The organism is Sphingobacterium sp. lm-10, from assembly GCF_023554555.1.
GTDB lineage: Bacteria > Bacteroidota > Bacteroidia > Sphingobacteriales > Sphingobacteriaceae > Sphingobacterium.
The window spans coordinates 1933113-1958360 of record NZ_JAMJWC010000001.1; the positions used below are offsets into that span (position 1 = coordinate 1933113).

Annotated in this window: 16 protein-coding genes; 10 read left to right on the top strand and 6 right to left on the bottom strand. The window is 41.8% G+C overall.

Translation table 11 applies throughout. The annotated features are described in order from the left end of the window. Nucleotides 1-2 precede the first annotated feature (2 nt). Nucleotides 3-674, bottom strand: a complete 672-nt coding sequence (locus M8998_RS07875; protein WP_249992025.1) for a response regulator transcription factor — start codon at nucleotides 672-674, stop codon at nucleotides 3-5. Between the two features lie 240 nt (nucleotides 675-914). Between M8998_RS07875 and M8998_RS07880 the strand changes: the two genes are divergently transcribed. From M8998_RS07880 to M8998_RS07895, 4 genes are all read left to right on the top strand, one after another. Continuing rightward, nucleotides 915-6230 carry a translocation/assembly module TamB domain-containing protein gene (locus M8998_RS07880; protein ID WP_249992026.1) on the top strand — a complete coding sequence of 1772 codons (5316 nt, stop codon included), beginning with the start codon at nucleotides 915-917 and terminating at the stop codon, nucleotides 6228-6230. Beyond that, nucleotides 6220-8502 carry a translocation and assembly module lipoprotein TamL gene (tamL, locus tag M8998_RS07885; RefSeq protein WP_249992027.1) on the top strand — a complete coding sequence of 761 codons (2283 nt, stop codon included), beginning with the start codon at nucleotides 6220-6222 and terminating at the stop codon, nucleotides 8500-8502. The genes M8998_RS07880 and tamL overlap by 11 nt, the downstream gene beginning before the upstream one ends. A gap of 61 nt (nucleotides 8503-8563) precedes the next feature. Next, nucleotides 8564-9502: a malate dehydrogenase gene (locus M8998_RS07890; RefSeq protein ID WP_249992028.1), complete on the top strand. Its 939-nt coding sequence runs from the start codon at nucleotides 8564-8566 to the stop codon at nucleotides 9500-9502. Nucleotides 9503-9576: 74 nt separating this feature from the next. Then, on the top strand, nucleotides 9577-10080 hold the full coding sequence (locus tag M8998_RS07895; RefSeq protein ID WP_249992029.1) for a retropepsin-like aspartic protease: 504 nt from the start codon (nucleotides 9577-9579) through the stop codon (nucleotides 10078-10080). A gap of 56 nt (nucleotides 10081-10136) precedes the next feature. On the opposite strand, the gene M8998_RS07900 is transcribed toward M8998_RS07895, so the two are convergent. Next, complete coding sequence (locus tag M8998_RS07900; RefSeq protein WP_249992030.1) at nucleotides 10137-11375, bottom strand: MFS transporter; 1239 nt, start codon at nucleotides 11373-11375, stop codon at nucleotides 10137-10139. A 129-nt stretch (nucleotides 11376-11504) separates the two neighbouring features. Between M8998_RS07900 and fsa the strand changes: the two genes are divergently transcribed. The 3 genes from fsa to rnr all read left to right on the top strand — a co-directional run bounded on the left by fsa (nucleotide 11505) and on the right by rnr (nucleotide 15264). Then, nucleotides 11505-12164: a fructose-6-phosphate aldolase gene (gene fsa / locus M8998_RS07905; protein WP_249992031.1), complete on the top strand. Its 660-nt coding sequence runs from the start codon at nucleotides 11505-11507 to the stop codon at nucleotides 12162-12164. A gap of 91 nt (nucleotides 12165-12255) precedes the next feature. Then, the gene (locus M8998_RS07910; RefSeq protein ID WP_249992032.1) at nucleotides 12256-12711 is read left to right on the top strand and encodes a Fur family transcriptional regulator; all 456 of its coding nucleotides are present in this window, start codon (nucleotides 12256-12258) and stop codon (nucleotides 12709-12711) included. A 423-nt stretch (nucleotides 12712-13134) separates the two neighbouring features. Beyond that, entirely contained in the window at nucleotides 13135-15264 is a 2130-nt protein-coding gene (rnr, locus tag M8998_RS07915) for a ribonuclease R (RefSeq protein ID WP_249992033.1), read from the top strand. A 171-nt stretch (nucleotides 15265-15435) separates the two neighbouring features. Here rnr and M8998_RS07920 read toward each other — a convergent pair whose 3' ends face one another. The 4 genes from M8998_RS07920 to M8998_RS07935 form a co-directional block, all read right to left on the bottom strand. Beyond that, on the bottom strand, nucleotides 15436-18015 hold the full coding sequence (locus M8998_RS07920) for a phosphatidylglycerol lysyltransferase domain-containing protein (protein WP_249992034.1): 2580 nt from the start codon (nucleotides 18013-18015) through the stop codon (nucleotides 15436-15438). A 51-nt stretch (nucleotides 18016-18066) separates the two neighbouring features. After that, a complete protein-coding gene (locus M8998_RS07925; protein ID WP_249992035.1) occupies nucleotides 18067-18369 on the bottom strand; it encodes a hypothetical protein in 303 nt (100 codons plus the stop codon). A gap of 77 nt (nucleotides 18370-18446) precedes the next feature. Then, nucleotides 18447-21005, bottom strand: a complete 2559-nt coding sequence (gene mgtA / locus M8998_RS07930; protein ID WP_249992036.1) for a magnesium-translocating P-type ATPase — start codon at nucleotides 21003-21005, stop codon at nucleotides 18447-18449. Nucleotides 21006-21301: 296 nt separating this feature from the next. After that, entirely contained in the window at nucleotides 21302-21706 is a 405-nt protein-coding gene (locus M8998_RS07935; protein ID WP_249992037.1) for a hypothetical protein, read from the bottom strand. A 309-nt stretch (nucleotides 21707-22015) separates the two neighbouring features. Here M8998_RS07935 and rpsL point away from each other — a divergent pair, with 309 nt between their 5' ends. From rpsL to fusA, 3 genes are all read left to right on the top strand, one after another. Continuing rightward, the gene (gene rpsL / locus M8998_RS07940) at nucleotides 22016-22429 is read left to right on the top strand and encodes a 30S ribosomal protein S12 (RefSeq protein ID WP_002993550.1); all 414 of its coding nucleotides are present in this window, start codon (nucleotides 22016-22018) and stop codon (nucleotides 22427-22429) included. A gap of 19 nt (nucleotides 22430-22448) precedes the next feature. After that, nucleotides 22449-22916 (top strand): 30S ribosomal protein S7, encoded by a 468-nt coding sequence (gene rpsG, locus M8998_RS07945; protein ID WP_249992038.1) that lies wholly within the window; start codon nucleotides 22449-22451, stop codon nucleotides 22914-22916. 132 nt (nucleotides 22917-23048) lie between these two features. Further along, entirely contained in the window at nucleotides 23049-25172 is a 2124-nt protein-coding gene (gene fusA / locus M8998_RS07950) for an elongation factor G (RefSeq protein ID WP_249992039.1), read from the top strand. Nucleotides 25173-25248: the final 76 nt, after the last annotated feature.

Sequence of the window (25248 nt, forward strand, 5' to 3'; positions counted from 1 at the left end):
ACCTACACTAACTTGTAGCCTACACCATAGACTGCTTGAATATCTACCAACGCTCCATGGTCGCGCAATTTTTTTCGTAGATTCTTTATTTGCGAATAAATAAAATCTAGATTGTCCACCTGATCTACCGCATCCCCCCAAATGGACTCCGCTAATAGAGCCTTTTGCACGAGCTTTTCCGGGCGGATGATGAAATAGTAAAATACGTCAAATTCTTTGCGATTGAGTTGCACCTCTTCTTCATTAATTAGCACCTTACGATCATCTGGTACCAACACTACATTTTTATACATAATACGGTTATCCACATGTTGATGATGTCGTCGAATAGCCGACTTAACCCTTGCATGTAACTCCGCCAAATGAAATGGCTTTGGCAAATAATCATCTGCGCCAAGATTAAGCCCTTCCACTCGATCATCAATCGCTCCTTTTGCAGATATAATAATAACAGGTGTAGTGTCTCCTTGCTCCCGAAGTAATTGCAACAATTGCATCCCATTTCCACCGGGCATCGCGATATCGAGCAATATACAGCCATATTGGTACAAAGAAATCTTTTCCCGACCAATCTCAAAGCGATCTGCAACCTCCGTTAGATATCCCTCCTTTGATAAGAAATCCACCATCACCTGTTGAAGGTCTAATTCATCCTCTATAATCAAGATTTTCATAAATTAATTTGTGGGGTTAACAAAAAAATCAGCCTATAAAAGCAGAAAGGAACGTTTTTTGTGCACTGTAAAAGTCTTAACAAAAATAATGCTGCAATTATTAATATCGTATCTTTCTCGCGAAATATATGCGTTTGAAGCTCAACTTTCTAACTTTGCAACAAACATAATATATAGCAACGTGTTTTCAGTTTAGTATTAACACGCATAGATAGTATTTAACACATATACACTCATATTTTGAATAGGTTCGGAAAAATCGCACTAAAGACTCTCCTATGGATCATTGGTTCTGTCATCTTTTTGCTTCTATTGATTATTGTCCTGATTCGCATCCCTTCGGTGCAGAATTTCGTGGTGGGCAAAGTCACCAATTACGTAGAAGGTAAAATTGGCACCCCAGTTCGCATAGGCTACATTAACATTGCTTTCCCAAAGAAACTTGTATTAGAAAATATTTATCTGGAAGACCAGTCCAGAGACACGCTTTTATCCGGAGAAAGTATTTTAGTAGACATCAACATGTGGCGGCTATTGGATAACACCGTGGAGTTGCAAGAGTTGGAGATAAAAGGTGTAACTGCGAAAATTAATAGAACCCTTCCAGATAGTACCTTTAACTTTGATTATATTGTTAATGCTTTTGCATCTCCAGAAACACAACCTAAACAAGAAGAATCTGAATCAACGATGGTTTTTGATCTAGATAAGGTTTTGTTCGAGCGTATCCGCTTCGTATACGACGACCAAGTTATTGGTACCGCAGCGGAGTTAAATCTACAACATTTCAGCACACGCATTAAGAAATTTGATTTATCTGGCGACATGGCCTTTGAGCTTCCTACCATAAATCTGGATGGCGTGCAAGCCAATATTCGACAGTGGGCTGTAGCTAATAGCAGTGATGCCCCGAATGCCAGCGATTTTGGCGTTACTACCGCGGATACTTCTGCCAGTTCTGCAATGCCTGCGTTGGCTATAAATACGATTAACCTGAGCAACATTCATATCAAATATGATGATGAAGCCGCCGGTATGGATACCAAATTTGACTTACGTAAATTCATCGCGAACATCGAGGAGATGGATTTAAATAAGGAAGTGGTGCGCATTAAGGATGTGACCTTAGAGGAATCCGACTCCTATGTTTTATTTGGGAAGACCGCTCAACCAGCCGTCTCGTCAAAACCTACAACATCGGACACCACCACAACAGAGGCGGAACCGATGAAATGGATAGTAACCCTAGGCAAACTAAATGTAGAGAAAACAAACTTCTGGTTTAAAGATGAAAACCAACCTCGTACTAAAGGGCTGGATTTTTTCAACATGCGCCTTTCTGACTTCGAAACTGATTTGCAGGATCTCTATTACTCGGCAGACTCGATTTCCGGCTCTCTTAAAAACCTAACTGTAAAAGATCATTCTGGTTTTTTATTGAAAAAAGTAACGGCCAACTTTGCTTATCATAATACAGGTGCATTGATAGAAAATCTGTATGTGGAAACCTCTAAGAGTCTGATCAGAGACTACGTGAAGGTGAGCTACCCATCTTTGGATGCATTATCGAATGACTTAAATTCCGTACAGATTGAGGCGAACATTAAAAAGAGCCATATCGATATGTCAGACCTGCGTTTCTTGGCTCCTGATTTAGAGAAAGAAGAATCCATGCGTCCGTTGCTAAACAAAAAATTTTATATCGATGGGCGGGTGTATGGCCGCGTGAACGACTTGCATATTCCAAACTTTGAATTTAAAACACTAGACAACACACATATGTTGGCGAAGGCACACATTAAAGGCCTACCCGACATGGAGAAACTATATGTAGACTTAGACCTTCGTAAGTTTACTACCGGACGTAGAGATATTGAGCGCCTAGTGGCTCCTTCTATGTTGCCTGATAGTATACAGCTACCGAATTCTATTAGCTTAGCTGGTAAATTTAAAGGTGGCATGACGGCTTTTGCCACGAACTTAAAACTAGTTACTGAACAGGGTAATGCTAGTGTAAATGGTAACATGCGCATGGCGCGCGATACGACATACGACTTGCGCGTAGCCATCAATGACCTGAACATCGGGCAAATTCTTAAGCAGGATTCTGTATTAGGCATTATCGCCGCGGAAGCACATATAAAAGGTACAGGACTGGATCCAAAGACCATGTTAGCACAGGTACAAGGTACCGTTAATCGGGCTGATGCGATGGGCTACTCTTACCGAGATATTACCCTCGACTTAGAGGCCAACCGTGGTGACATTCGCGGAAACATCAATAGTCCGGATCCCAATGTACGCTTCGACTTAGACCTGGATGCGAACATGCACGGTACCTATCCTCGCCTAACGGCAACGCTGATGGTGGATAGCGTCAATCTACAAAACTTGAAGTTAATGGATGATGATTTCCGCTATCATGGGCGTATAGTAGCCGATTTTGAGACATTGGATATCGACTATCTAAATGGGTCACTAAAAGTATTGAATTCTAATATTGCGCATAACGACGACCGTTATTACCTGGACACACTTGCTTTAACCGCAGTTACAACCGAAGACCGCAATAAGATCCTTTTTAATTCGGAATTTCTCAGTGCGCATTTGGTGGGTAATTACCGACTATCGGAGCTAGGCACATCTATCCAAGATATCATCCGCGTTTATTACAACCCAACTAATGTTACAGACACCACTTCTTATTCACCGCAGCGCTTCGAATTTAGTGCGCGTGTCAACCATTCTCGCATTATCCGTGAATTGGTGCCTGATTTGGAAGAGATGCGCGACGTTACGCTAGATGGAACTTTCGACAGCGAAACGAAAACATTGATCGCTAAAATTCTTGCTCCAAAATTGATATATGCAGGTACAGAGGTAGAAAATGTGGGTGCCGATATTATTACAGTCGATAGCACACTTTATTATAACACCCTGATAAACCGTATAGCAGTGGGTGACATAGAATTGATCAACACCATCATTAGTGGTGATGTCATTGAAAACAATGTCAACTTCGGCCTGTGGATTCGGGATAAAGAAAGCAAACCTCAGTATCATCTCGGCGCAAAGATGAATGCAGATAATAACAACTTCCTATTCAGCCTGATGGAAGATGGTCTTATGCTAAACTATGATACTTGGAACGTGATGCCAAACAACCAAATCGCTTTTGGTGATACGGGGGTATTAGTCCGGGATTTCATCCTTCGGCAAGAAGGTCAGGAACTTTCTATACAGTCTCAAGACTCTACCTTTAATGCACCTATCGCCGTTAATTTCAATAACTTCCGCATTGAAACCATCAGTCGCATGGTTGATTCTGAAAATCTGGATGTCGCCGGCGGTATCAACGGTACCGCTACGATCTCACGCTTGGAAAGCAGCCCGGTATTCGTTTCCGATTTAATGATCAATGAGTTTGCTTTTGCGAAGCAACAAGTGGGAGATATCAGCATCAAAGTTAACAACGAGCAGCAGAATACATTCGCTGCCGATATCGCCATCACCGGTAATGGTAATGAGGTACAACTATTGGGGACCTTCATCTCCCCTCCTGAGGGTGATGCGCAGATCAACGCATCACTTGAACTAAAGCCCATGATGATGAAAACATTGGAAGCATTTAGTTTGGGTAACCTAAAAAATACTGAAGGTACAATCACTGGAAAAATAGATATCGCGGGCACTACAGCAGCGCCTAGAATTACCGGCGGGATCACTTTTAACAACAGCCAGATGAATGTGGCGATGTTAAATTCCAAAATGTTTATTAACAACCAAACTATATCGTTTAATAATCAGGGCATCCAATTCCGGCAGTTTGAAATACGTGACGCCAGAAACAATACTGCGCGTATTGATGGCCGCGTGCTCACGACCGACTACAGCGACTTTGGGTTTAATCTGAACTTGGCGATGAACGATTTTGAAGCGATGAACTCTTCTATGGAAGATAATGACCTATTTTATGGAAAAATGTATCTTACAACGAATCTACAGGTAAGGGGTGATATGAACAGCCCACGTGTAGACGGTAATATCCGTGTGAACGACAATACAGACTTCTACTTCGTAGTACCTAATGAAAATCCAGGTGTAGCAGATCGCGAGGGTGTCGTAAAATTCGTTAATCGAAGTGACACATCAGCCAGAAATATATTTGCCCAGCTGGATTCCATCACAACTGCACCTGCTGCACTTACTGGTATGGATATCAGTTTGAAATTACAAACTGATCCTGAAGCACGTTTTACCGTTGTGCTTGATCCGGGTACTCAGGATGAGTTGCATATTCAAGGTATAGCCGAATTGACCGCCGGAATTGATGCCAGCGAAAAGATCACTATGTCGGGTACCTACACGATAGAAAAGGGTGAATACACGGTTCCTTTAGGTCCGTTGTCCCGTCGTTTTACCTTCCAGAAAGGAAGCGTAATCACTTGGGGCGGCGATCCGTTAGACGCTAATATGAACATAACGGCGGTATACACCAATCGATTCCCAACCTTGGAACTGGTTCAGGGCCAAGTAGACCAACAGGCTCAAAATTTGTATAGACAGCGTATTCCTTTTAATGTCTTGTTGAAGTTATCAGGTGCGTTATTTACTCCTGACCTGAGTTTTGATATACAATTGGACGACAATAGCACCATGGTGCCTCAGGATGTAACGAACAACGTAAATATCGCACTAGCGAATATGCGAAATGATCCAGCAGAATTGAACAAACAAGTATTTTCTTTGATCGCGCTTGGTCGCTTTATGTCGGCAAATCCTTTTGAAAGTTTGTCTGGTGGTGGCGGTGTAGAGGGCATGGCTCGCAGCACGCTGAGTAACTTCCTTACAGGGCAGTTGAATAACCTGACCTCCGATCTGATTCGCGGCGTAGACATCGACTTTAACTTGCAATCTGAACAGGACTTCCTTACCGGAAGTGCGCAGAACCGTACCGACTTGAACGTTGGTCTATCCAGGACGCTATTTGATGATCGGCTTAAGGTTACTGTAGGATCCAATTTTGAAGTGGAGGGCAATGCTAGACCAGGGGAAAAAACATCTAACATAGCGGGCGATGTGTCTCTGGAATACCGCTTATCCCAAGACGGTCGCTATATTGGCCGAGTATTCCGAAATAACCAATATCAGCCTACGTTGCAGGGGCAGTTTATTGAAACGGGAATCGGTATCGTGGCCAATATGACGTACGATAAGTTCCGCGAGATATTTATGAGTGCCAGGTCGATAGACAACTACTACAACACGAATAATGCGAATTTCCGTAGACGGTTTGACGTGGATCGAGTGGAGACCGATTCCGTATACCGAGATAGTGTACGAACGATTATTCAAGATAGTCTGGAACTTCGACTGAACAGAGACCGTCGCTACAACATGTCATCACGCAGACCTGCGGAAACACGTGATAGTGTAAGCAACAATGGCGTAACCAATTTTGGTGCACGACCACGCAGCAAACAAGATACCGTAAAAAGAAAAGAAAATACAGCCATAAGAAATGAGGAAGAAGAAAGGGAGTCTAATGAAAAATAATCACCTTTTAATAGCTACCGCGTCACTGCTTCTGGTAGTGGGCTGTAACGCCACTAAGCATATTGCCGACGGAGAACACCTTTTTGAAGAGGCTACGGTCAATATTCAAAATGACACCCTAGATAAAGATCGGAAAGAATTATTTGAAAGTCGCCTGCAAAGTTTTGTACGCCCAGAGCCCACCTCTAAATTAAAGGTAGCGCTTTGGAATATGGGTGGTGGACCGGATACGACGGTCGGATTTATCAAACGTTTCATCAAGCGCCAGGGTAAAGCCCCGGTACTGTTGAGTGAGGTGAATTACGAATACAATGAGAATCTGTTGCGAAATCGCTTGGAGAACCTCGGTTTTTTTCAGGCGCAAGTTACTTCCGACACATTGATTGATGGTAAGAAAGCCACAGTGCAATTCGATGCATTTCCTGGCCCGGGCTACAAAATCAGAGAAGTTTCCTATGAGGTAGATTCTACAAAACAATGGGGCCAGGATATGGCTAGCACCAAGGACGCTACGCTACTGCGCCGCGGTAATAACTACAACCTAGATGTGGTGATTAACGAGCGGGAACGCATCGATGTAGCCATGAAAAACAAAGGCTACTACTATTTCAATGCAGACAATATGTTGCTGGATGTGGATAGCACTGTAGGGCAGCATCAGGTAGACATGTTTATGACCGTAAAGCCGGAGACGGCAGAACGCGCGAAACAGCCTCAGCGTATCGGAAAAATTGTGGTATTCCCAGATTACCGACAGACGGCAGATGGCTATACCCGCGAGATTCCTCCCGGTACGGAAGCCTATCAGGGCGAATATTACATCTATGACCCGGAAAACAAATTTAGGAACAAGGTTTTGGCAAACCACTTGTTCTTCCATCGTGGCAAGACATATAACCGCGAGGATCACAACATGACCATCAACCACCTGGTCAATATGAATACTTTCCAATTTGTAAAGAATGACTTTGTAGATAGTCCGGATTCGGCCAACACGATGGATGTCTATTATTACCTGACGCCTATGAAGCCAAGGGCGTTGCGTACTGAGCTCATCGGTAAGACGGCAACGGTGTACAATGGTATCGAAGGAAGTGTAAACTGGAGTTTAAAAAACGCTTTTAAAGGCTTCGAGACACTAACTTTAACCACTTTTGCTGGCTTTGAAACGCAGGTAGGTGGTGCAGCTTTGAACTCTAATTTTATTCGCTATGGTGCCGAAGCGGCTATCAGCTGGCCACGCTTGCTCTCTCCTTATAAATGGGCACCCTCCCGGAGGTATATTCCACGTACCTTTGCTAGTTTACGCTACGAGTTTTTGGATCGTCGCGCGTTTTATAGCTTAAACTCCCTGACTTTTAACTTCGGTTATTCCTGGAAGGAAAATGAGCGTAAAGTTCATGACTTGACGGTAGCGGAGATTATCTACGCCCAACCCCGAAATGTGACGGAACAATACCGGAATCAAGCCGTAACATTTCCTTCCTTGCTACATATCATAGAGCCCCAGTTCTCCTTTGGTCCTAACTATGTGTATACCTTCCAAAACAGCATGGAGGATCGTACCCACACGTATTTTGTGCGAAGTGCATTAAACACTTCAGGCAATGTGCTTGGATTGATACAAGGTGCGAATGCGTCAGCTGATAATCCAGATTATTTATTTGGTACACGTTATGCGCAGTTTCTTCGTGGTGAAGCTGATTTCAGACATTATTGGAAAATAACGCCAAAATCCACTTTCGTGACACGCGCGATGATCGGAGTGAGTCATTCTTATGGAAACTCTATCCAATTGCCTTACCTTAAACAATTTTTCTCAGGCGGCCCGAATGGTATGCGCGCTTTCCGTGCACGCTCTGTCGGACCAGGATTGGTCAATGCAGCAGACTATGTACCTGATGATTTTTTTGCCGATCAAACCGGTGATTTCAAATTGGAACTCAACGCCGAGTATCGCGCTCCAATTTCTGGAATCTTCAATTGGGCCGCTTTTGTGGACGCTGGTAATATTTGGTTACAACGCCGAGATGAAACCAGACCTGGTGCGGAGCTGACCAATCGCTTCTACGAACAGCTAGCTGTTGGTGGTGGTTTGGGTTTACGGGTCGATATTGATTTTCTGGTCATTCGTACGGATTTGGCTATTCCATTTCGCCAGCCATACGTACAGTCGAATAGCGGTTGGGTGTTTAACCAGATCGATTTTGGTGATCGCGAATGGAGACGTCGCAACCTTGTATTTAATCTGGCTATCGGATATCCATTCTAAGAATATCGGGAAGTCTGGTGTATTTTATGTATCTTTAAGTGAATCACTAATCCACTAAGTCATGAAAGTAACTGTAGTTGGTGCAGGCGCTGTTGGCGCAACGACTGCCGATAACATTATCCGAAGAAATATTGCCGAAGAGCTTGTTTTGTTAGATATTAAAGAGGGTTTTGCCGAAGGCAAGGCACAGGATATGTCACAAACGGCAGCCCTACTTGGCTTCGAATCTAAAATCAAAGGCGTCACTAACGATTACCTCGCTACGGCTGGTTCTACCGTAGCCGTAATTACTTCTGGCATCCCTCGCAAGCCGGGCATGACTCGGGAGGAATTGATCGGTACCAATGCCAATATCGTTAAGACAGTAGTAGAGAATCTGGTAAAACATTCTCCAGATATCATCATTCTGATCGTTTCCAACCCAATGGATACCATGACTTATCTCGCGCTTAAATCCAGCGGACTTCCGAAAAATAGAATTATTGGGATGGGAGGTGCATTGGATTCAGCCCGGTTTAGATACCAAATCAGTGAAAAATTAAATGCTGCTGCTACAGATCTTAATGCCATTGTGATCGGTGGACATGGCGATGCCACCATGATTCCATTAATCAAACACGCTACCTGGAATAGCGTGAAGGTGTCTGATTTCCTATCCGAAGAGGAAGAAGCAGATATCGTACAAAAAACAATGGTCGGAGGCGCTACGCTTACGAGTTTAATTGGCACATCTGCTTGGTATGCTCCTGGCGCAGCTGCGGCTGCTATGGTAGAGAGTATAGTGCGCAATCAAGGCAAGTTGTTTACCGCGTCCGTATATTTGGACGGCGAATTTGGACAGCAAGATATTACGCTTGGTGTACCCGTAATCATCAATAACAAAGGATGGGATCGTATTATTCCACTCGACTTGGCTCCCGAAGAAGAAGAACTATTTACAAAAAGTGCTGATGCGGTACGCGCAATGAATAAAGTATTGGTAGATGAGGGCATTATTTAAGTTTTCTTAGCCCGTCCCTACTTTCATACAAATACGCATGGCTATCATTTATAGATTGGCTTAACTCCCATTAGATGACTAAGATTCCCTTGGAAATTATCCGGCTTCAGCCAGATGGTTTTCATATACTTGTGGAGATTAAATTACTCCAGAAAACGTTCAAAATGGTCGTCGACACCGGTGCATCGAAGACGGTGTTAGATAAAGAAACACTTTTAGCATCAGGCATAGATGCCGCTGCATTACAAGGCACCAATGTACTCTCCACCGGGTTGGGCACTAATAACATGCAAAGTTTTTTTGTACACATCCCGGAAGCGAATATTAGCGATTGGTACATTAAGAATTTTGACTTTGCTGTCTTAGATCTTAGCAGTATCAACGCAGCATATAGACAAATGAGACTACAGCCAGTGGTAGGTGTTCTTGGTGGCGATATCTTACATACTTACGGTGCGGTCATCGATTATCGGAAAGCCACCCTGCAATTGAACAATCGCAAAAGAGTTATTTCAATCCCTAAAAAAGATAAAAAAACTAAAGTAGCAATCCGACCCTCAGCAGCACAAAGTGAGTAGAGGCTAGCGTATTTAGAATGTATTGGCAGCAACTTCTTCTAGCACGCGAGAAAGAGTTATTCCGGAGACTGCCAATGCCGCTTGAATAACCGTCGCTTGATATGCAAACGTAAATAAAGATAAAATCCGAGCGATATCAAAACTCCACAGGTTCCCATAATATATAACGTATTTTTCAAACCCGCTGCCTGCGCCACGCTGCCAATCAGTAAACTTCCTATGGGGAATATCCCCTGAAAAGCCATGATATAATACGACATCACACGAGCTCGATAGGCTGGTATTGCATGTGTCTGTATATAAGTATTAATAGACGAGTTTTGCATCATCATACCAAAAGCAACACATGCGGTAAACAACAATGCTGAGGGCAAATAGTGCGCATAGGCAAGAAAGAGCAAAGCAATCCCCATAATTCCGGCCGAAAACATGACTCTGTAGCGAAGATTCTGCCCCGACTTAAGTCGCGCCATATTTACAGCACCGATCATTGCGCCTAAGCCAGCCATACTTTCGAACCAAGAGAACGTCGCTTCATCACCATTAAAGAGCTCACGCGCTACCGCAGGCAACAGCGAGGTATAAGGAATCACCAGAAGACTAGAACATGTTAGTACAATAACGAGAGAAGCAATGTGCGGCGAACGTCTAAGGTAGTCAAATCCCTCCACCAGGCCTTCCCAGGTCGTTTCTTTTTTGTAAGTGAAAGTCTGTTCCGTAACACGCATAAGCATCAAACAAATAATCACCGGAATAAAACTCAGGAAGTTTACGCCGAAGCAAAATAATTCACCATATGTGCTCAATAAAATCCCCCCTATTGCTGGACCAACCATTCGGGCAGCATTAAAAATAGAGGAATTTAAGGCAATGGCATTCGGCAAATCCTTTTTATCGTCGACCAGTGAGACCATGAGAGACTGTCTCCCTAAGACATCGAACGCATTAATAACGCCCTGCATGAATCCCAAAATTGATAACAACAATACAGATTCCAAACCAAGGTAAACTAAAAGCGTGAGTAATCCTGCCTGCAACATCAACCCAAACTGCGTTTTTCTGACCAAATCATATTTCTTCCTTTTATCGATGAAAGAACCAATGAATGGAGACAAAAACAGTGATGGAGAGAGAGAAATAAAGGATACGAATCCCAACCAGAAGACGGAGTTGGTCAGCGAATACACCATCCAACTAATTGCTACACGTTGCATCCATGTGCCCATTAGAGAAATAGCTTGTCCAATGACATGAAGCCTGAAATTGGGGTATTGCAACGATCTAAAAATATTCATCTATCAAGATATGGTTCGAATTTAAGAATTACCTTTTACTGTTTGTCTTTTTTATGGTTAACTTTGGAACAACTAACCCGTTTGTTAGTTTTCCAATATCATAATACACTAAAAATCAAGACATCGAATATGAAGTTTTTTATCGACACGGCAAACCTGGAGCAAATTAAGGAAGCGCAGGATTTGGGCGTATTGGATGGTGTAACCACCAACCCGAGCCTTATGGCTAAAGAAGGTATTTCTGGACAGGAAAACATCTTGAATCACTACAAAGCAATCTGCGATATTGTGGATGGCGACGTTAGTGCAGAAGTGATCGCTACTACCTATGATGAGATGATCACAGAAGGGGAAGCACTAGCCGCACTAAATGCTAAAATAGTGGTAAAAGTACCTATGATCAAAGACGGTATTAAGGCCATTAAATACTTCTCAAACAAAGGCATCAAAACCAATTGCACCTTGGTATTTTCTGCTGGTCAAGCATTGCTTGCGGCAAAGGCTGGAGCGACTTATGTATCTCCATTTATCGGCCGCCTAGACGACATCTCTGTAGATGGTTTGGCGCTCATTGAGGAGATCCGTTTGATCTATGACAACTATGCTTTCGAGACGCAAATTCTAGCGGCATCTGTACGCCACAGCGCACATATTTTGGGCTGTGCTAAACTAGGTGCAGACGTGATGACCGGACCACTTTCGGCGATGCTTTCTTTATTGAAACATCCCTTAACTGATAGCGGACTTGCTCAATTTTTGGCAGACTATAGTAAGGCTGCTGGTAAATAATATTTGCCCTATATTAGGGCGCTGTAAAACCGTTGTCATAACCCATGGCAACGGTTTTTTTTTGCACTTATAATACGTACTTTTATACCGTATGAAAGACGAGCAGACAGGCCTTACAGGCGCAACAGATATAGCGGGTTTCAAAACCTTACTTCGGGAAAACAAACTGAAAGTAACCCAACCAAGGTTACGTGTTTTGGAGATCATTTCTGCAAAACAAAGGGCAATATCACAACCTGAATTGGAAAAATTACTCGGGAAAGAAACTGACAGAGTGACGCTATATCGGATTCTAGCTAGCTTCGAGGAGAAAGGAATATTACATAAGATTTTCGACTTACACGGTACCGCTACCTATGCTACTTGCTCACACCATTGCACAGAACACAAACACGAAGACCAGCATATACACTTCATATGTTCGTCTTGCAACAGCGTAATTTGCCTAGAAGAAATTTCGATTCCTAATATCAAAGTTCCCAAGAATTTTGCTTTGCAATCTGTCGCAGTGAATGCTGTTGGACTTTGTGATAAATGCCAGCAATAAACTAATCCACATTCAAAACCACACCATTGAGATTCATCAAAAACAGTCAAGTAAAAATTTTAGCAAAATAAAATTAAAACATTGAATTTTAAATATTTAAATAATTTATTATAATATATTTATTTACATAAAAAAATTTAGCAAAGCCATCATATACTGATGGCTTTTTCATTTAGTTGCCACAATCAGTAAGAACTCATATTATAAACACATAAAATTTAGCAAAAAAATATATAAATACCTAAAAATGAAATACATAATTAAGCTAAAATAATAATTTTATTTACATAACAAATCGCCCTCTCCATCCCCTACCCTTACACCTTGTATATGCCAAAAAAAAAGGTTACCTTAGAGTATATACGGGCGATATACATCAGCTATTTGCGAGATCAGGTCGTTCTAATAATTTGACACAAAACAATGAAAAATAAAACAGACAAAATCTACAAAGACGTTTTTACAAAACTGATCGTGGAGATTTTTGAAAAAGGAAATAACAAGCCACTTAACTATAAACAAGTAGGCGCAAAGCTAAGCTTGGAAGATGATGAGGCAAAAGAGGCGATACGAGACATCTTGTCAGACAAATCTAAAAATGGATTATTTGTTCAACATGACCGAGGCAAGTTCAAACTTAAATCAGAGCAGGCGTACATCACTGGAAAAGTAGACATGACTGCCGACGGATCGGCGTTCATCGTTCCAGAAGATTCACAAGATGGAGACATCTTTGTAGCCCCGAGAAAACTACGCCAAGCCCTACATGGAGACATCGTAAAAGTACACGTTTTCGAACGCAAGGGAGGCCGCAAAAAAGAAGGAGAAGTAGTAGAGATTTTGCAGCGTGCCAAGACCGATTTTACAGGTACTATTGACGTTTCTGGAAGTTATGCTTTCTTCATGGCTGACGACCGAAAGATGCATCATGATATCTTTATTCCGCTGGATAATCTGAACGGTGCAAAGAATGGAGAAAAGGTATTGGTCTCGATTTTGGAATGGCCAAAAAGCGCCAAGAATCCTATCGGAATTGTGAAGAACGTATTGGGCAAAAAAGGTGAAAACAATACTGAGATGAATGCCATCTTGGCCGACTATGGTTTCCCATTAAGTTTCCCCAATGATGTGGAAGAAGAGTCCAAGAATATCTCCACAGAAATCAGTTCTGAAGAGATCGCAAAACGACGTGATTTCAGATCAAAAATTACCTTCACTATTGACCCTGTTGACGCAAAAGATTTTGACGATGCTATCTCCTTCGAACGACTGGAAAATGGCAACTATGAAATCGGTGTTCACATCGCGGATGTATCCCATTACGTGATCCCAGATTCTCCGTTAGATAAAGAAGCTTTTGACCGCGGCACTTCGGTATATCTGGTAGATCGTGTGATCCCGATGTTGCCCGAGCGCTTATCCAACAACCTCTGCTCACTTCGTCCAAAGGAAGACAAACTTTGTTTCTCGGCTGTATTTGAATTGAACGACCAAGCGCAGATTCAAAACGAATGGTTTGGTCGCACCGTGATCCATTCCGACCGTCGCTTCTCCTACGAAGAAGCTCAGGAAGTGATTGAAAATAAAGCCGGAGATTTCTCAGAAGAAATTCTTAAGCTGAATGAACTGGCATACATCCTGCGCGAACGCAAATTCAAAAGCGGCGCCATCAGCTTCGAGTCCGAAGAAGTGAAATTTCACCTCGACGAAAACGGCAAACCTACCGGTGTGTATACCAAAGTCCGTAAAGATGCGCATAAGCTAATTGAAGATTTCATGCTATTAGCCAACAGACGCGTGGCTGAATTCATCGGAAAGCGTGGTAAAGGAAAGAATAAGCCGACCTTTGTGTATCGTTTTCACGACGTACCAAAACCCGATGCTCTGGCCTCCTTCTCGCAATTCGCTTCGCGATTTGGACATAAAATGAACACAAAGACAGACAAAGAGACCGCCAAATCGCTGAATGCACTGATGACAAAAATTGAAGGGCAAAAAGAGCAAAACATACTGACCTCGCTAGCGGTACGCTCGATGGCTAAGGCGATCTACACCACCAAACATACTTCGCATTATGGATTAGCCTTTGATTACTACACACACTTCACCTCCCCTATTCGTCGCTACCCGGATGTGATGGTTCATCGTCTGTTGCAATTCTATCTAGATGGTGGCGAACAAGTAAATCCAGAACATTACGAAAAGCTATGTGAGCACAGCTCTCAGATGGAAAAGAAAGCCGCAGAAGCAGAGCGTGCATCTATTAAGTATAAGCAAGCAGAATTCCTGCAAGATCAGATTGGAAGAGAATATACGGGTTTGATCTCTGGCGTAACAGAATGGGGCATGTATGTAGAGATTGAGGAGAATAAATGTGAAGGTATGGTGAGGCTACGCGACATCAATGACGACTTCTATACTTTGGATGAAAAGAATTATGCCATTATAGGCCAGCGCAAGAAAAAGGTATATCAACTGGGCGATGAAGTGCAGATCAAGGTAAAGAAAGTAGATTTAGAAAAACGGCAAATCGACTTTACACTGATCACCTAAGCAATCAATATCAAGAAGCATGCACGGATAATTTTATACAGTTACCGTTTGATAGGATAGAAAATAAGAGACGACCTCCTGGCGCAGGAGGTCGTCTCTGTAAGGAGTAATCCGATCTGCGACAAATCTTTGAGATATAAATTCTTCTAATTTATTTTGACAGATCTCATCCTAATCCTTCATCACGTTTTTTAAAGCCTGTGGTATGCCGAACAATTGGAGATCATCGGAGTACAAAAGATATACATTCTGCCAAATGGGATGATACTTTTCTTTGAATTCCCGAAGCCCCTTATAATGACCATATCTCGAAGCATGCTCATAGGCAAACTTGATAACATGCTCTCCGACGCCTGAAGCCTTATCTAGCCCAGACATCGGTGCCATACCAAGGTTTACATACCTAATATCTCTTTCCTGAAAATAGCGAAACATTTGAAGGATTAGCCCATCCATAGCACCATTGGGAGCAGTATTCTTTTTACGGATAAGATCATAGGTTCCTTCATTGAAAACATAATCAGGAATAATGTTCAGAAATGCGAACACCTCACCATCACGCTCCAACACAATCACATCATTACGGGCGACTTCATGCCTAACAAACATTCCCTCCGCGAAGAGCATTTCCGTCTTTCCATTCTCATGTAGCCACGATTCTGAAACTTCTTCTAAGCGATCCACCAAATCTGCTGATAATGGTGAAGGGTAAATATTCAAAACATAACCGGTAGATTTTAACTTGTTTACAGCATTTCTCAACGACTTCTTTTCTTTGCCATCCAGAGAAAAATCATGAAGATCGACTATTGCTTCCTGTCCTAAAAAGAATCGCTTCCTACCCATCTCTTCAAAAAGCCCAAGATCTTTCTCTCCCACTCGATAATAGACCGCAGAATAACCTAGCCCATTGCAGTAATCTTCAAACTCTAACAGACATTTTTTACTCTCCGTTACATCAATAGCAACAGGTTTTTCCAGGACCACGGCAAACCTGCCCGAAATCTTGAATGATATAAATGCTTTTTTATTGGCCGACCAAAAGAGCTGTTTATCCCAGTAATATTTGAAGTAATCTATGGCGCTTGCTCCATATTTTTGCGTAAAAGCAATTGCTTCATCTAGCAGTTGACTTCTTGCCCATTTCGTTTGAGAAAGCCAGGACTTAAATACCGTATATAATAGGAAAGAAAAAAATGTGAAGCCCAACAGGTTTATAGATTTCAAAAACATGCGACCTGAAGAATCAAGATATACCATATCATTATCCAAAAGGAAAAACTCGCGAATGGTATACACCAAAGACTCGTACCATGTAAAATCCCTCTGGAAATGGGCCGGGTTCATCAGATAAAATCCAAGCATACCATACACTAATATCATAGCCATACAGACACCCAATGTCAGAAAATTTCCTTTTGTATGCCAAGAAGTTGCTCCTTTCACAAAATATTGCCTACGGGTCACCAATAAACAAAAAAGCACAATTAGTGACAGCGCCGCCTCTTCATAGTCATAGGCCTTTAAGAGGTTTCCAACGACTGAGACGAAACATAAAAGACATGCAAATATCCAAGCACTGCGCTGGGCACGCAATAGAAATAGACCCGTCCCTAACATAAAAATACCTGTTGCAAAAACCAGGAAGTTGGAAGCATGTGAAATATCTATTGAGATGAAACCCCGAATAATCCGTATTCTTTCCACAATTGCAGGTGTCAGTACTGATAGGATATTGATAATACCAGACAGCATCAATAATACAGAAGGAACGATTCTCAATACAATTTTATTCCAAGGCAAAACAAAAGCAATCACTCCTGCCAGCAAAGGCAACCAGAATTCGAAAACTCGGTACAACATTGTCATGGAAAGTGCTGCACCTTGATCATACCCAAATTTGGCAAGAAGGAAAGCCATAGATAGCTCAACGGCGCCCAGACCCCGCAAAAAAGGAGATATCAGCATAAAAATAACTGCAACGACGTAGCCGATTGCAGCTGCCATAAAAAGAGGCGCTACCCCAAGTGCCTTCATAGCTATATAAAGATGTCCGATGCCACACAATTCTACCAATATGCTGTAAAAAATGGTCAAAAATATATACCGCCGTTCGAGTAGACTGCTGGAAGCATCTTCCAAAATGGTGCGAAGTACAGGAAGTTTGTCCTCCAGCCAATCCTTTAAAGATCCGCCTTGGCGAATAGCACGATAGCCAAGTAGAATTCCTAGGGTAAGTAATAGCGTCAATGCTAGTGCAAGCCAGGATGTCCAACCAAGCGATACATAGAAAAAAGCACTAATAAATGCAGGTATGGCCACGAGCAGAATGGATACGATCCCCGCAAACCCGTATAAAGCAGATGCCATACGGATACTAGATTTGCTCACGCCCTTTTTCTCCAGCGGTTGCCCAAAAAAAGCGAGAGAAGAGACACCGCCTGCCGGCAAAAACACACTGGCAAGATTTCTTTTCAGAAAAAGAGCTGCCATATCGGAAATGTTCGTATTAGAACGGGTGGCCTTGAACGCCATGCGGTACATCATGGCCTGTACAAAAATGTATAGTACGGCCAAAGCAATTCCGCTACAAATCCAGTACGGATTTGATTGGCTGAGCATTTCTGGAACATGGCTCAATTCTGATTTTTCATGCCTGAAGAACCACCACACCAAAATAATGCATAGTAATGAAAAGGATACTTGAATTATTTTCGAGCCATTGTCCTTTATGGCAAGCCATGATCTCATTCTAACTAAACTATATCCGGTTTTGAAAAGAATCATATGGACATCTACTATTTATAAAAAATATAAAAATATGAAAAGGATAAGGAGCACAATGGCAACCAGAGAGATGATGAACAACGCATCTGCAATATCCTCTAGCCGGCCGGAGAGCCGGGTAGCATTTTCAGTTCGTATAGAAAAGAAGGACAGCAGTGATGATAGAGCCAATAACAATGCTATTACGGAAGTGAACTCATCCATTATTGTCCCTTCGTGTTTATCATTCACATGCAAAGCAGTGATCACAAATAAGCAAAAACCTAAAAGATTTGCAGACGTGTTTAAAATATGTGGCGATGTTTTTGTTGTTTTCATCAAAATCAGAGTAAATAATATTTTCGATTTTTGAAAATATATGGGCATTAGATTTTGGTAGTTCCTTTATATCTAAATCAATATCCGGGAGCCACTTTCCTATAAAACCACCTTTTAACATAATCCGCTATAAGAACATATACCGCCACAATAAGCAACATATAGATATAGAATTGGATTGGAAGCGCTACGAATCCAAACACACTTCCTAAAGGGGTAAGAGGCAATATCAATACAGTAATGATAATTAATAAATTTGCAAACAGCAGAGCCCACCCTGGTTTACTTTTAAAGAACGGCAGGCGAGTACGCATGACCAATACGATCAGAGAGGCAGATACTACGGACTCTAAGAACCAGCCTGTCTGGAATTGCTGTTCATTGGCTCGGAGCACTAAAATCAATAGACCAAACGTACAAAAATCAAATAGGGAGCTGAGCAGTCCAAAAACAAACATAAACTTTTTGATAAAGCCGATATCTATCCGATGTGGAGAATTAATATACTCTTCATCGACATTGTCAGTAGCGATTGTTGTTTCGGGAACATCTGTGAGCAGATTGGTCAGTAGTATTTGCTTGGGCAATAATGGGAGGAACGGGAGGATTAGCGAAGCGCCTGCCATACTAAACATGTTGCCAAAGTTAGCACTGGTAGCCATAAAAATATATTTCATCGTATTGGCGAACGTCCTTCTGCTTTCCTTAACACCATTGATGAGTACTTCCAAATTCTGATTCATCAGCACCAGATCAGCAGCTTCTTTTGCAACATCAACGGCAGTATCTACAGAAATACCCACATCCGCCGCATGAAGTGCCGCTGCATCATTAATGCCATCTCCCATGAAACCAACTACGTTCTTTGACTTCTTAAGCGCCAAAATGATTTGTTCCTTTTGGCTGGGTTCTACCTCTGCAAAGATATCAGCCTGCAAAACCGCTACTTGAATCGCCTCGCTGCTCTTTTCTCTTAAAGACTCTCCACTAACTACGACCGGATTTAGTATACCCACCTGTTTGGCAAGGCTCTCTGCAACTAAGGCATTGTCTCCGGTAATTATTTTCAGCTTCACCCCCAATTTTTCCAGGTTTGCAATCGCAGAAATCGCACTTTCCTTAGGCGGATCATAAAAGGTTACAAAACCGAGAAATACCATATCCTCTTCTATTTGCTTACTTATGGCAGCATTATCTATGATTCTGTAGCAAAGCCCGAGTGTCCGATAACCTTCCTTGCTATATTGTTCGTACAAGTCTAAGAGACTAGATTTTCTATCATCAGATAAATCTGCAATATTTTTAGGGCCGACCTGTACCCGCTTACATATAGAAAGGATCTGTTGGAAAGCACCTTTTGTAATAAGAGTAGTATTTTCATCAACAACGGCGCCTATACTCAGCCGTTTACGACTAAAATCATACGGCACTTCCCCCAATAATTCGGGTAGTTGAAAATTGCTTTGCGCAAAAACATCTATGATTGCCTCATCTATTGGATTCTTAAATCCCTTCTGCATTACTGCATTGAAAAATGCGTACCGACTAACCTTTTCATCATCTACTCCATCAAATCCAAATGCTTTGTACAATTTCACCTTTCCCTCTGTGATTGTACCTGTCTTATCCGAGCAGAGAACATTCATACTTCCAAAGTTTTCAATTGCCGAGAGTCGCTTAACAATTACTTTCTGTATAGCCATTTTCTTGGCTCCTGAGGCAAGGTTTACCGTGATAATTACAGGCAACAGTTGAGGCGTGAGACCCACAGCCAGAGCCAATGAAAAAAGAAAAGAGTCCAGAATAGGTTTATGCAACAATACGTTGAACGCAAAAATAATGAGTATCAAGACCAGTGTAATCTGCATCAACATGTAGCCGAATTTTTTGATTCCCACCTCGAATTCCGTTGCAGGAGCGTTATGTTGAAGGCGATCCGATATCTTACCAAACTCCGTAGACATTCCCGTAGAAACTACAATTACGGATGCCTTTCCACTGATAACATGCGACCCCATAAATAACATGTTGGAACGTTTCGAAACAGAGGTATCCTCCGCCAACACTCCTGCTTGTTTTTCTACCGGATAGCTTTCACCCGTAAAGGCTGCCTCGTCGACAAAGAGATCTTGGGAATTCATTATGATACAATCAGCCGGAATAATATCACCGGCAGAAAGAACCACTATGTCACCACGAACAACTAAAGCCGTTGATAATGACATCACATCACCTCCTCGAACGACCTTTACAGTCACCTGAACAAGTTTCAATAACTTAGCGACAGCATTCGAAGCTCCATACTCCTGCCAGAAGCCTAAACAACTACTAACCAAAACAATAGACAAAATAATAATTGCGTCTGTCCTGTCTTGAAGTAAAAATGACAAGATGGCGGCAGCGATGAGTATCAGGGTGATTGGACTTTTAAACTGTTGCAGAAACAATAAATAAGCGCTGGTTTCACTTTTATTGCTTAGGCTGTTCGGGCCATAAATAGCCAATCTAGACGCGGCCTCTTCTTCTGAAATACCTCCCTGTGCTGAATTAAGTTCGGTTAATAGCTCCTCTACAGACCTTGCCCAATAGGAAGATAATTGCGAATGGCTTGGTTCCTTGTTTGCATTCTTCAGCATGGTTTATCGAACTGAAATTTCAAATGTTACAACCAAATTTATGAAAATAATTTTTTAATAGTTACGATTCCATTTTAAAAATAAATGAGAAAAAATTACATGTGTTGATAGAGGAGGAAAGGTATTCTTCTAATCACGAACGCTTATTATTATAAATCACCAAAAGCTCATGTAGAATAACAAACCATCTTATTAGATCTAAGTAGATCCATTTCACGCTGATCAATTAAATACATAGCAATAAAGCCAGATCTAATATAGATCTGGCTTTATCATGTAACCCTAAATAAATAAGTTTATTGCTTATTTCCCTTGAAAGTAAATAAAACTTCACCTTCTGCCATAGGAGCAGATTGGTAGATTACACTCTGCTCTCTGACATCGTATATAAAGTCGCCTCCTGTAGAAATTGATGCAGATTGAATAGCTATATTAGCGTTGTTGGTAACATTAAATTCGCGATCAGGTAAATTCAACGAAGCGTCACCCACCTTCACCCTAATTCTCTCGTTAGAAACTTTGGTCACGACAATCGTTTGATTAAATCTTGCATCTTGTCCGGTAACCTCCAAACTCCCCTGAAAAGTACCCACAGCCGCATCAATACTACCTCCCGAAGGACTATTATCATCTTTAGAGCATCCAACGAATAAAAATGCCACTAGCGCCAACACAATGGCGGAAACCCAAGTACTTTTCATAGTTTTAATAGATAATGTTTAAATTTTATAATTTATTGTGCTATTCGCAAAATATGTGCCAAATAAATACAATAATGGTAAAGAAAAACATTTTAGCAATATAAATAATCAATTACATGTATCTAAAAAATGTGAACCTCACCATGCGCTAATAAGCTAGGTGTCATATATAATTTATGTTAGGCTCCTCTTGGCAACGAAAAAACATTCAAACTTTCTTCACTAACTATTTAATATTCAAATGGAAATAAGTATCTTTGCGGACTTTAAAAATTAATTTTAAACGAATTAAAAAACTAGAACAGGTAAATGCCTACTATCCAACAATTAGTTAGAAAAGGTAGAGTAGCTCTGGTTGACAAGAGTAAGTCACCAGCGTTGGACTCATGTCCACAGCGAAGAGGTGTATGTACACGTGTATATACTACTACCCCTAAAAAACCAAACTCAGCAATGCGTAAAGTCGCTCGTGTCCGTTTAACAAACGGTAAAGAGGTGAATGCCTACATCCCTGGTGAAGGCCACAACTTACAAGAGCACTCGATCGTGTTAATCCGCGGTGGTCGTGTGAAAGATTTACCAGGTGTACGTTACCACATTATCCGTGGTGCGCTAGATACATCCGGTGTAGCTGGACGTAACCAACGTCGTTCGAAATACGGAACAAAACGTCCTAAACCAGGACAAGCGGCAGCAGCTCCTGCAAAAGGCAAAAAGAAATAATTAAACGGAGGAAATTAAAATGAGAAAGTCAAAACCAAAAAAGAGAATCATTTTACCTGATCCGAAGTTTAATGACGTTCAGGTAACGCGTTTCGTAAATAACATGATGTTCGACGGTAAGAAATCTATCGCGTACTCTATCTTTTACGATGCAGTAGAATTAGTAGAGCAAAAAACACAAGAGAGCGGTCTTGAAGCTTGGAAAAAAGCATTGAACAATGTGATGCCTGCCGTAGAGGTAAAATCACGTCGTGTAGGTGGTGCTAACTTCCAAGTTCCTATGGAAGTTCGTCCAGATCGTAAAATCGCTTTGGGTATGAAATGGTTAATCTCTTACGCTCGTAAACGTGGTGAAAAAACCATGTTCGAAAAACTAGCAGGAGAAATCATCTCAGCTTCTAAAGGTGAAGGTGCAGCTGTAAAGAAGAAAGAAGATACGCACAAGATGGCGGAAGCTAACAAAGCGTTCTCACACTTCAGATTCTAACTGTGAAAACTAGCAGAATCTAATAAGGCATACGCCGGCTTTGACATCTCGCAAGGGTTTGACAAAGCCGGTGTACTTATTTAAAAACATTGAACAACAATACAGGCATAGGCCTATCGCTTTAAAATTATTATGGCAAGAGATTTAAGATTAACTAGAAATATCGGTATCGCTGCCCACATCGATGCTGGTAAAACTACGACAACAGAGCGTATTCTATACTACTCTGGCGTAAACCACAAAATCGGTGAGGTACACGAAGGTGCATCGACCATGGACTGGATGGAGCAAGAAGCAGAACGTGGTATCACGATCACTTCAGCTGCGACGACCGTATTCTGGAACTACCGCGATAAAAAATACCAAGTAAACGTTATTGATACACCAGGTCACGTGGATTTTACCGTAGAGGTAAACCGTTCTTTGCGCGTATTAGACGGATTAGTGTTTTTATTCTCCGCAGTGGATGGAGTAGAGCCACAGTCAGAAACTAACTGGCGCTTGGCGGATAACTACAAAGTGCCTCGTATCGGTTTCGTCAACAAAATGGATCGCTCTGGTGCTGACTTCTTGAAAGTGGTTGGCCAAGTAAAATCCATGTTAGGATCTGATGCAGTAGCATTACAATTGCCTATCGGAGCAGAAGATACATTCACTGGTGTAGTTGACTTGATTAACAACCGTGGTATTGTATGGAATGAGCATGATAAAGGAATGACCTTTACCGAAGTGCCAATTCCTGATGATATGTTGGATGAAGTAGCTGAGTATCGTGAAAAATTATTAGAAGCGGTAGCTGGTTATGATGAGACTTTGATGGAGAAATTCTTCGAAGATCCTAATTCCCTAACAGAACGCGAAATCTTAAATGCATTGCGTGCAGCCGTTTTAGATAACTCCATCGTACCAATGGTATGTGGTTCATCTTTCAAAAACAAAGGTGTTCAAACCATGTTGGATCTAGTGATGGAATTATTGCCTTCACCAATGGATTCAGAAGGTGTTAAAGGAACTCATCCTGACACGGGCGAAGAATTAGTGCGTAAGCCAGATGTGAAAGAGCCATTCGCAGCATTAGGTTTCAAAATCGCTACTGACCCATTCGTAGGTCGTCTATGTTTTATCCGCGCTTACTCTGGTAAGTTAGATGCAGGTTCTTACGTCTTGAACACACGTTCAGGCAATAAAGAGCGTATCTCTCGTATCTTCCAAATGCACGCGAACAAACAAAACCCTATCCCACAAATCGAAGCGGGTGATATTGGTGCTGTAGTTGGTTTCAAAGACATCAAAACAGGTGATACTTTATGTGATGAAAAACACCCTATCGTGTTAGAGTCTATGAACTTCCCTGAGCCAGTTATCGGATTAGCTATTGAGCCTAAAACGCAAGCTGATATGGATAGATTGGGTATCGGTCTTGGTAAACTAGCGGAAGAGGATCCTACATTCGTTGTAAAAACGGACGAAGAAACTGGTCAAACAGTAATCTCTGGTATGGGTGAGCTTCACTTAGAAATCTTGATCGACCGTTTGAAACGTGAATTCAAAGTAGAGGTAAATCAAGGAGCTCCTCAGGTATCTTACAAAGAGTCTATCAACGGTACTACAGAACACCGTGAGGTATTCAAGAAACAATCTGGTGGTCGTGGTAAATTCGCGGATATCAAAGTGGTTATCTCTCCAGCAGACGAAGATTATGACTTAACAAAGTCACCACTTCAGTTTGTCAACGAAATCGTGGGTGGTAAAATCCCTAAAGAATTTATCCCTTCTGTTCAAAAAGGATTCGAAACTTCGATGGTAAACGGTGTATTGGCCGGCTACCCATTATCAGGCATGAAAGTTCGTTTGATTGATGGATCATTCCACGCAGTCGATTCAGACTCTCTATCATTCGAACTAGCTGGTCGCCAAGCATATCGCGAGGCATTGCCAAAATGTTCTCCAGTATTGATGGAGCCTATCATGAAAATTGAGGTATTAACTCCAGAAGAGAACATGGGTGACGTAATGGGTGACTTAAACCGTCGTCGTGGTCAGATGCAAGGTCTTGATTCTCGTAATGGTGCACAAGTAATCAAAGCGTTAGTACCACTTTCTGAAATGTTTGGTTACGTAACGCAATTGCGTACCATTACTTCTGGTCGTGCAACATCTACTATGGAGTTTGATCACTATGCAGAAGCTCCGCGTAACGTCATGGAAGATGTAATCGCGAAATCAAAAGGTAAAGTTAAAGGATCTGTAGAATAATACAGCCTTTCAAAATAAACCCGATCGCCAGTTGTTAATAGCTCTAATTGGCGATCATTTTAAACAATTAAACAAC

Excerpts from the sequence above, each read along its gene's own strand:
- rpsL (WP_002993550.1), top strand. The coding sequence starts at position 22,016 with ATGCCTACTATCCAACAATTAGTTAGAAAAGGTAGAGTAGCTCTGGTT.
- mgtA (WP_249992036.1), bottom strand. The coding sequence starts at position 21,005 with ATGCTGAAGAATGCAAACAAGGAACCAAGCCATTCGCAATTATCTTCC.
- rpsG (WP_249992038.1), top strand. The coding sequence starts at position 22,449 with ATGAGAAAGTCAAAACCAAAAAAGAGAATCATTTTACCTGATCCGAAG.
- fusA (WP_249992039.1), top strand. The coding sequence starts at position 23,049 with ATGGCAAGAGATTTAAGATTAACTAGAAATATCGGTATCGCTGCCCAC.
- tamL (WP_249992027.1), top strand. The coding sequence starts at position 6,220 with ATGAAAAATAATCACCTTTTAATAGCTACCGCGTCACTGCTTCTGGTA.
- fsa (WP_249992031.1), top strand. The coding sequence starts at position 11,505 with ATGAAGTTTTTTATCGACACGGCAAACCTGGAGCAAATTAAGGAAGCG.
- M8998_RS07920 (WP_249992034.1), bottom strand. The coding sequence starts at position 18,015 with ATGAGATCATGGCTTGCCATAAAGGACAATGGCTCGAAAATAATTCAA.
- M8998_RS07890 (WP_249992028.1), top strand. The coding sequence starts at position 8,564 with ATGAAAGTAACTGTAGTTGGTGCAGGCGCTGTTGGCGCAACGACTGCC.
- M8998_RS07925 (WP_249992035.1), bottom strand. The coding sequence starts at position 18,369 with ATGAAAACAACAAAAACATCGCCACATATTTTAAACACGTCTGCAAAT.
- M8998_RS07910 (WP_249992032.1), top strand. The coding sequence starts at position 12,256 with ATGAAAGACGAGCAGACAGGCCTTACAGGCGCAACAGATATAGCGGGT.
- M8998_RS07900 (WP_249992030.1), bottom strand. The coding sequence starts at position 11,375 with ATGAATATTTTTAGATCGTTGCAATACCCCAATTTCAGGCTTCATGTC.
- M8998_RS07935 (WP_249992037.1), bottom strand. The coding sequence starts at position 21,706 with ATGAAAAGTACTTGGGTTTCCGCCATTGTGTTGGCGCTAGTGGCATTT.
- M8998_RS07895 (WP_249992029.1), top strand. The coding sequence starts at position 9,577 with ATGACTAAGATTCCCTTGGAAATTATCCGGCTTCAGCCAGATGGTTTT.
- M8998_RS07875 (WP_249992025.1), bottom strand. The coding sequence starts at position 674 with ATGAAAATCTTGATTATAGAGGATGAATTAGACCTTCAACAGGTGATG.
- rnr (WP_249992033.1), top strand. The coding sequence starts at position 13,135 with ATGAAAAATAAAACAGACAAAATCTACAAAGACGTTTTTACAAAACTG.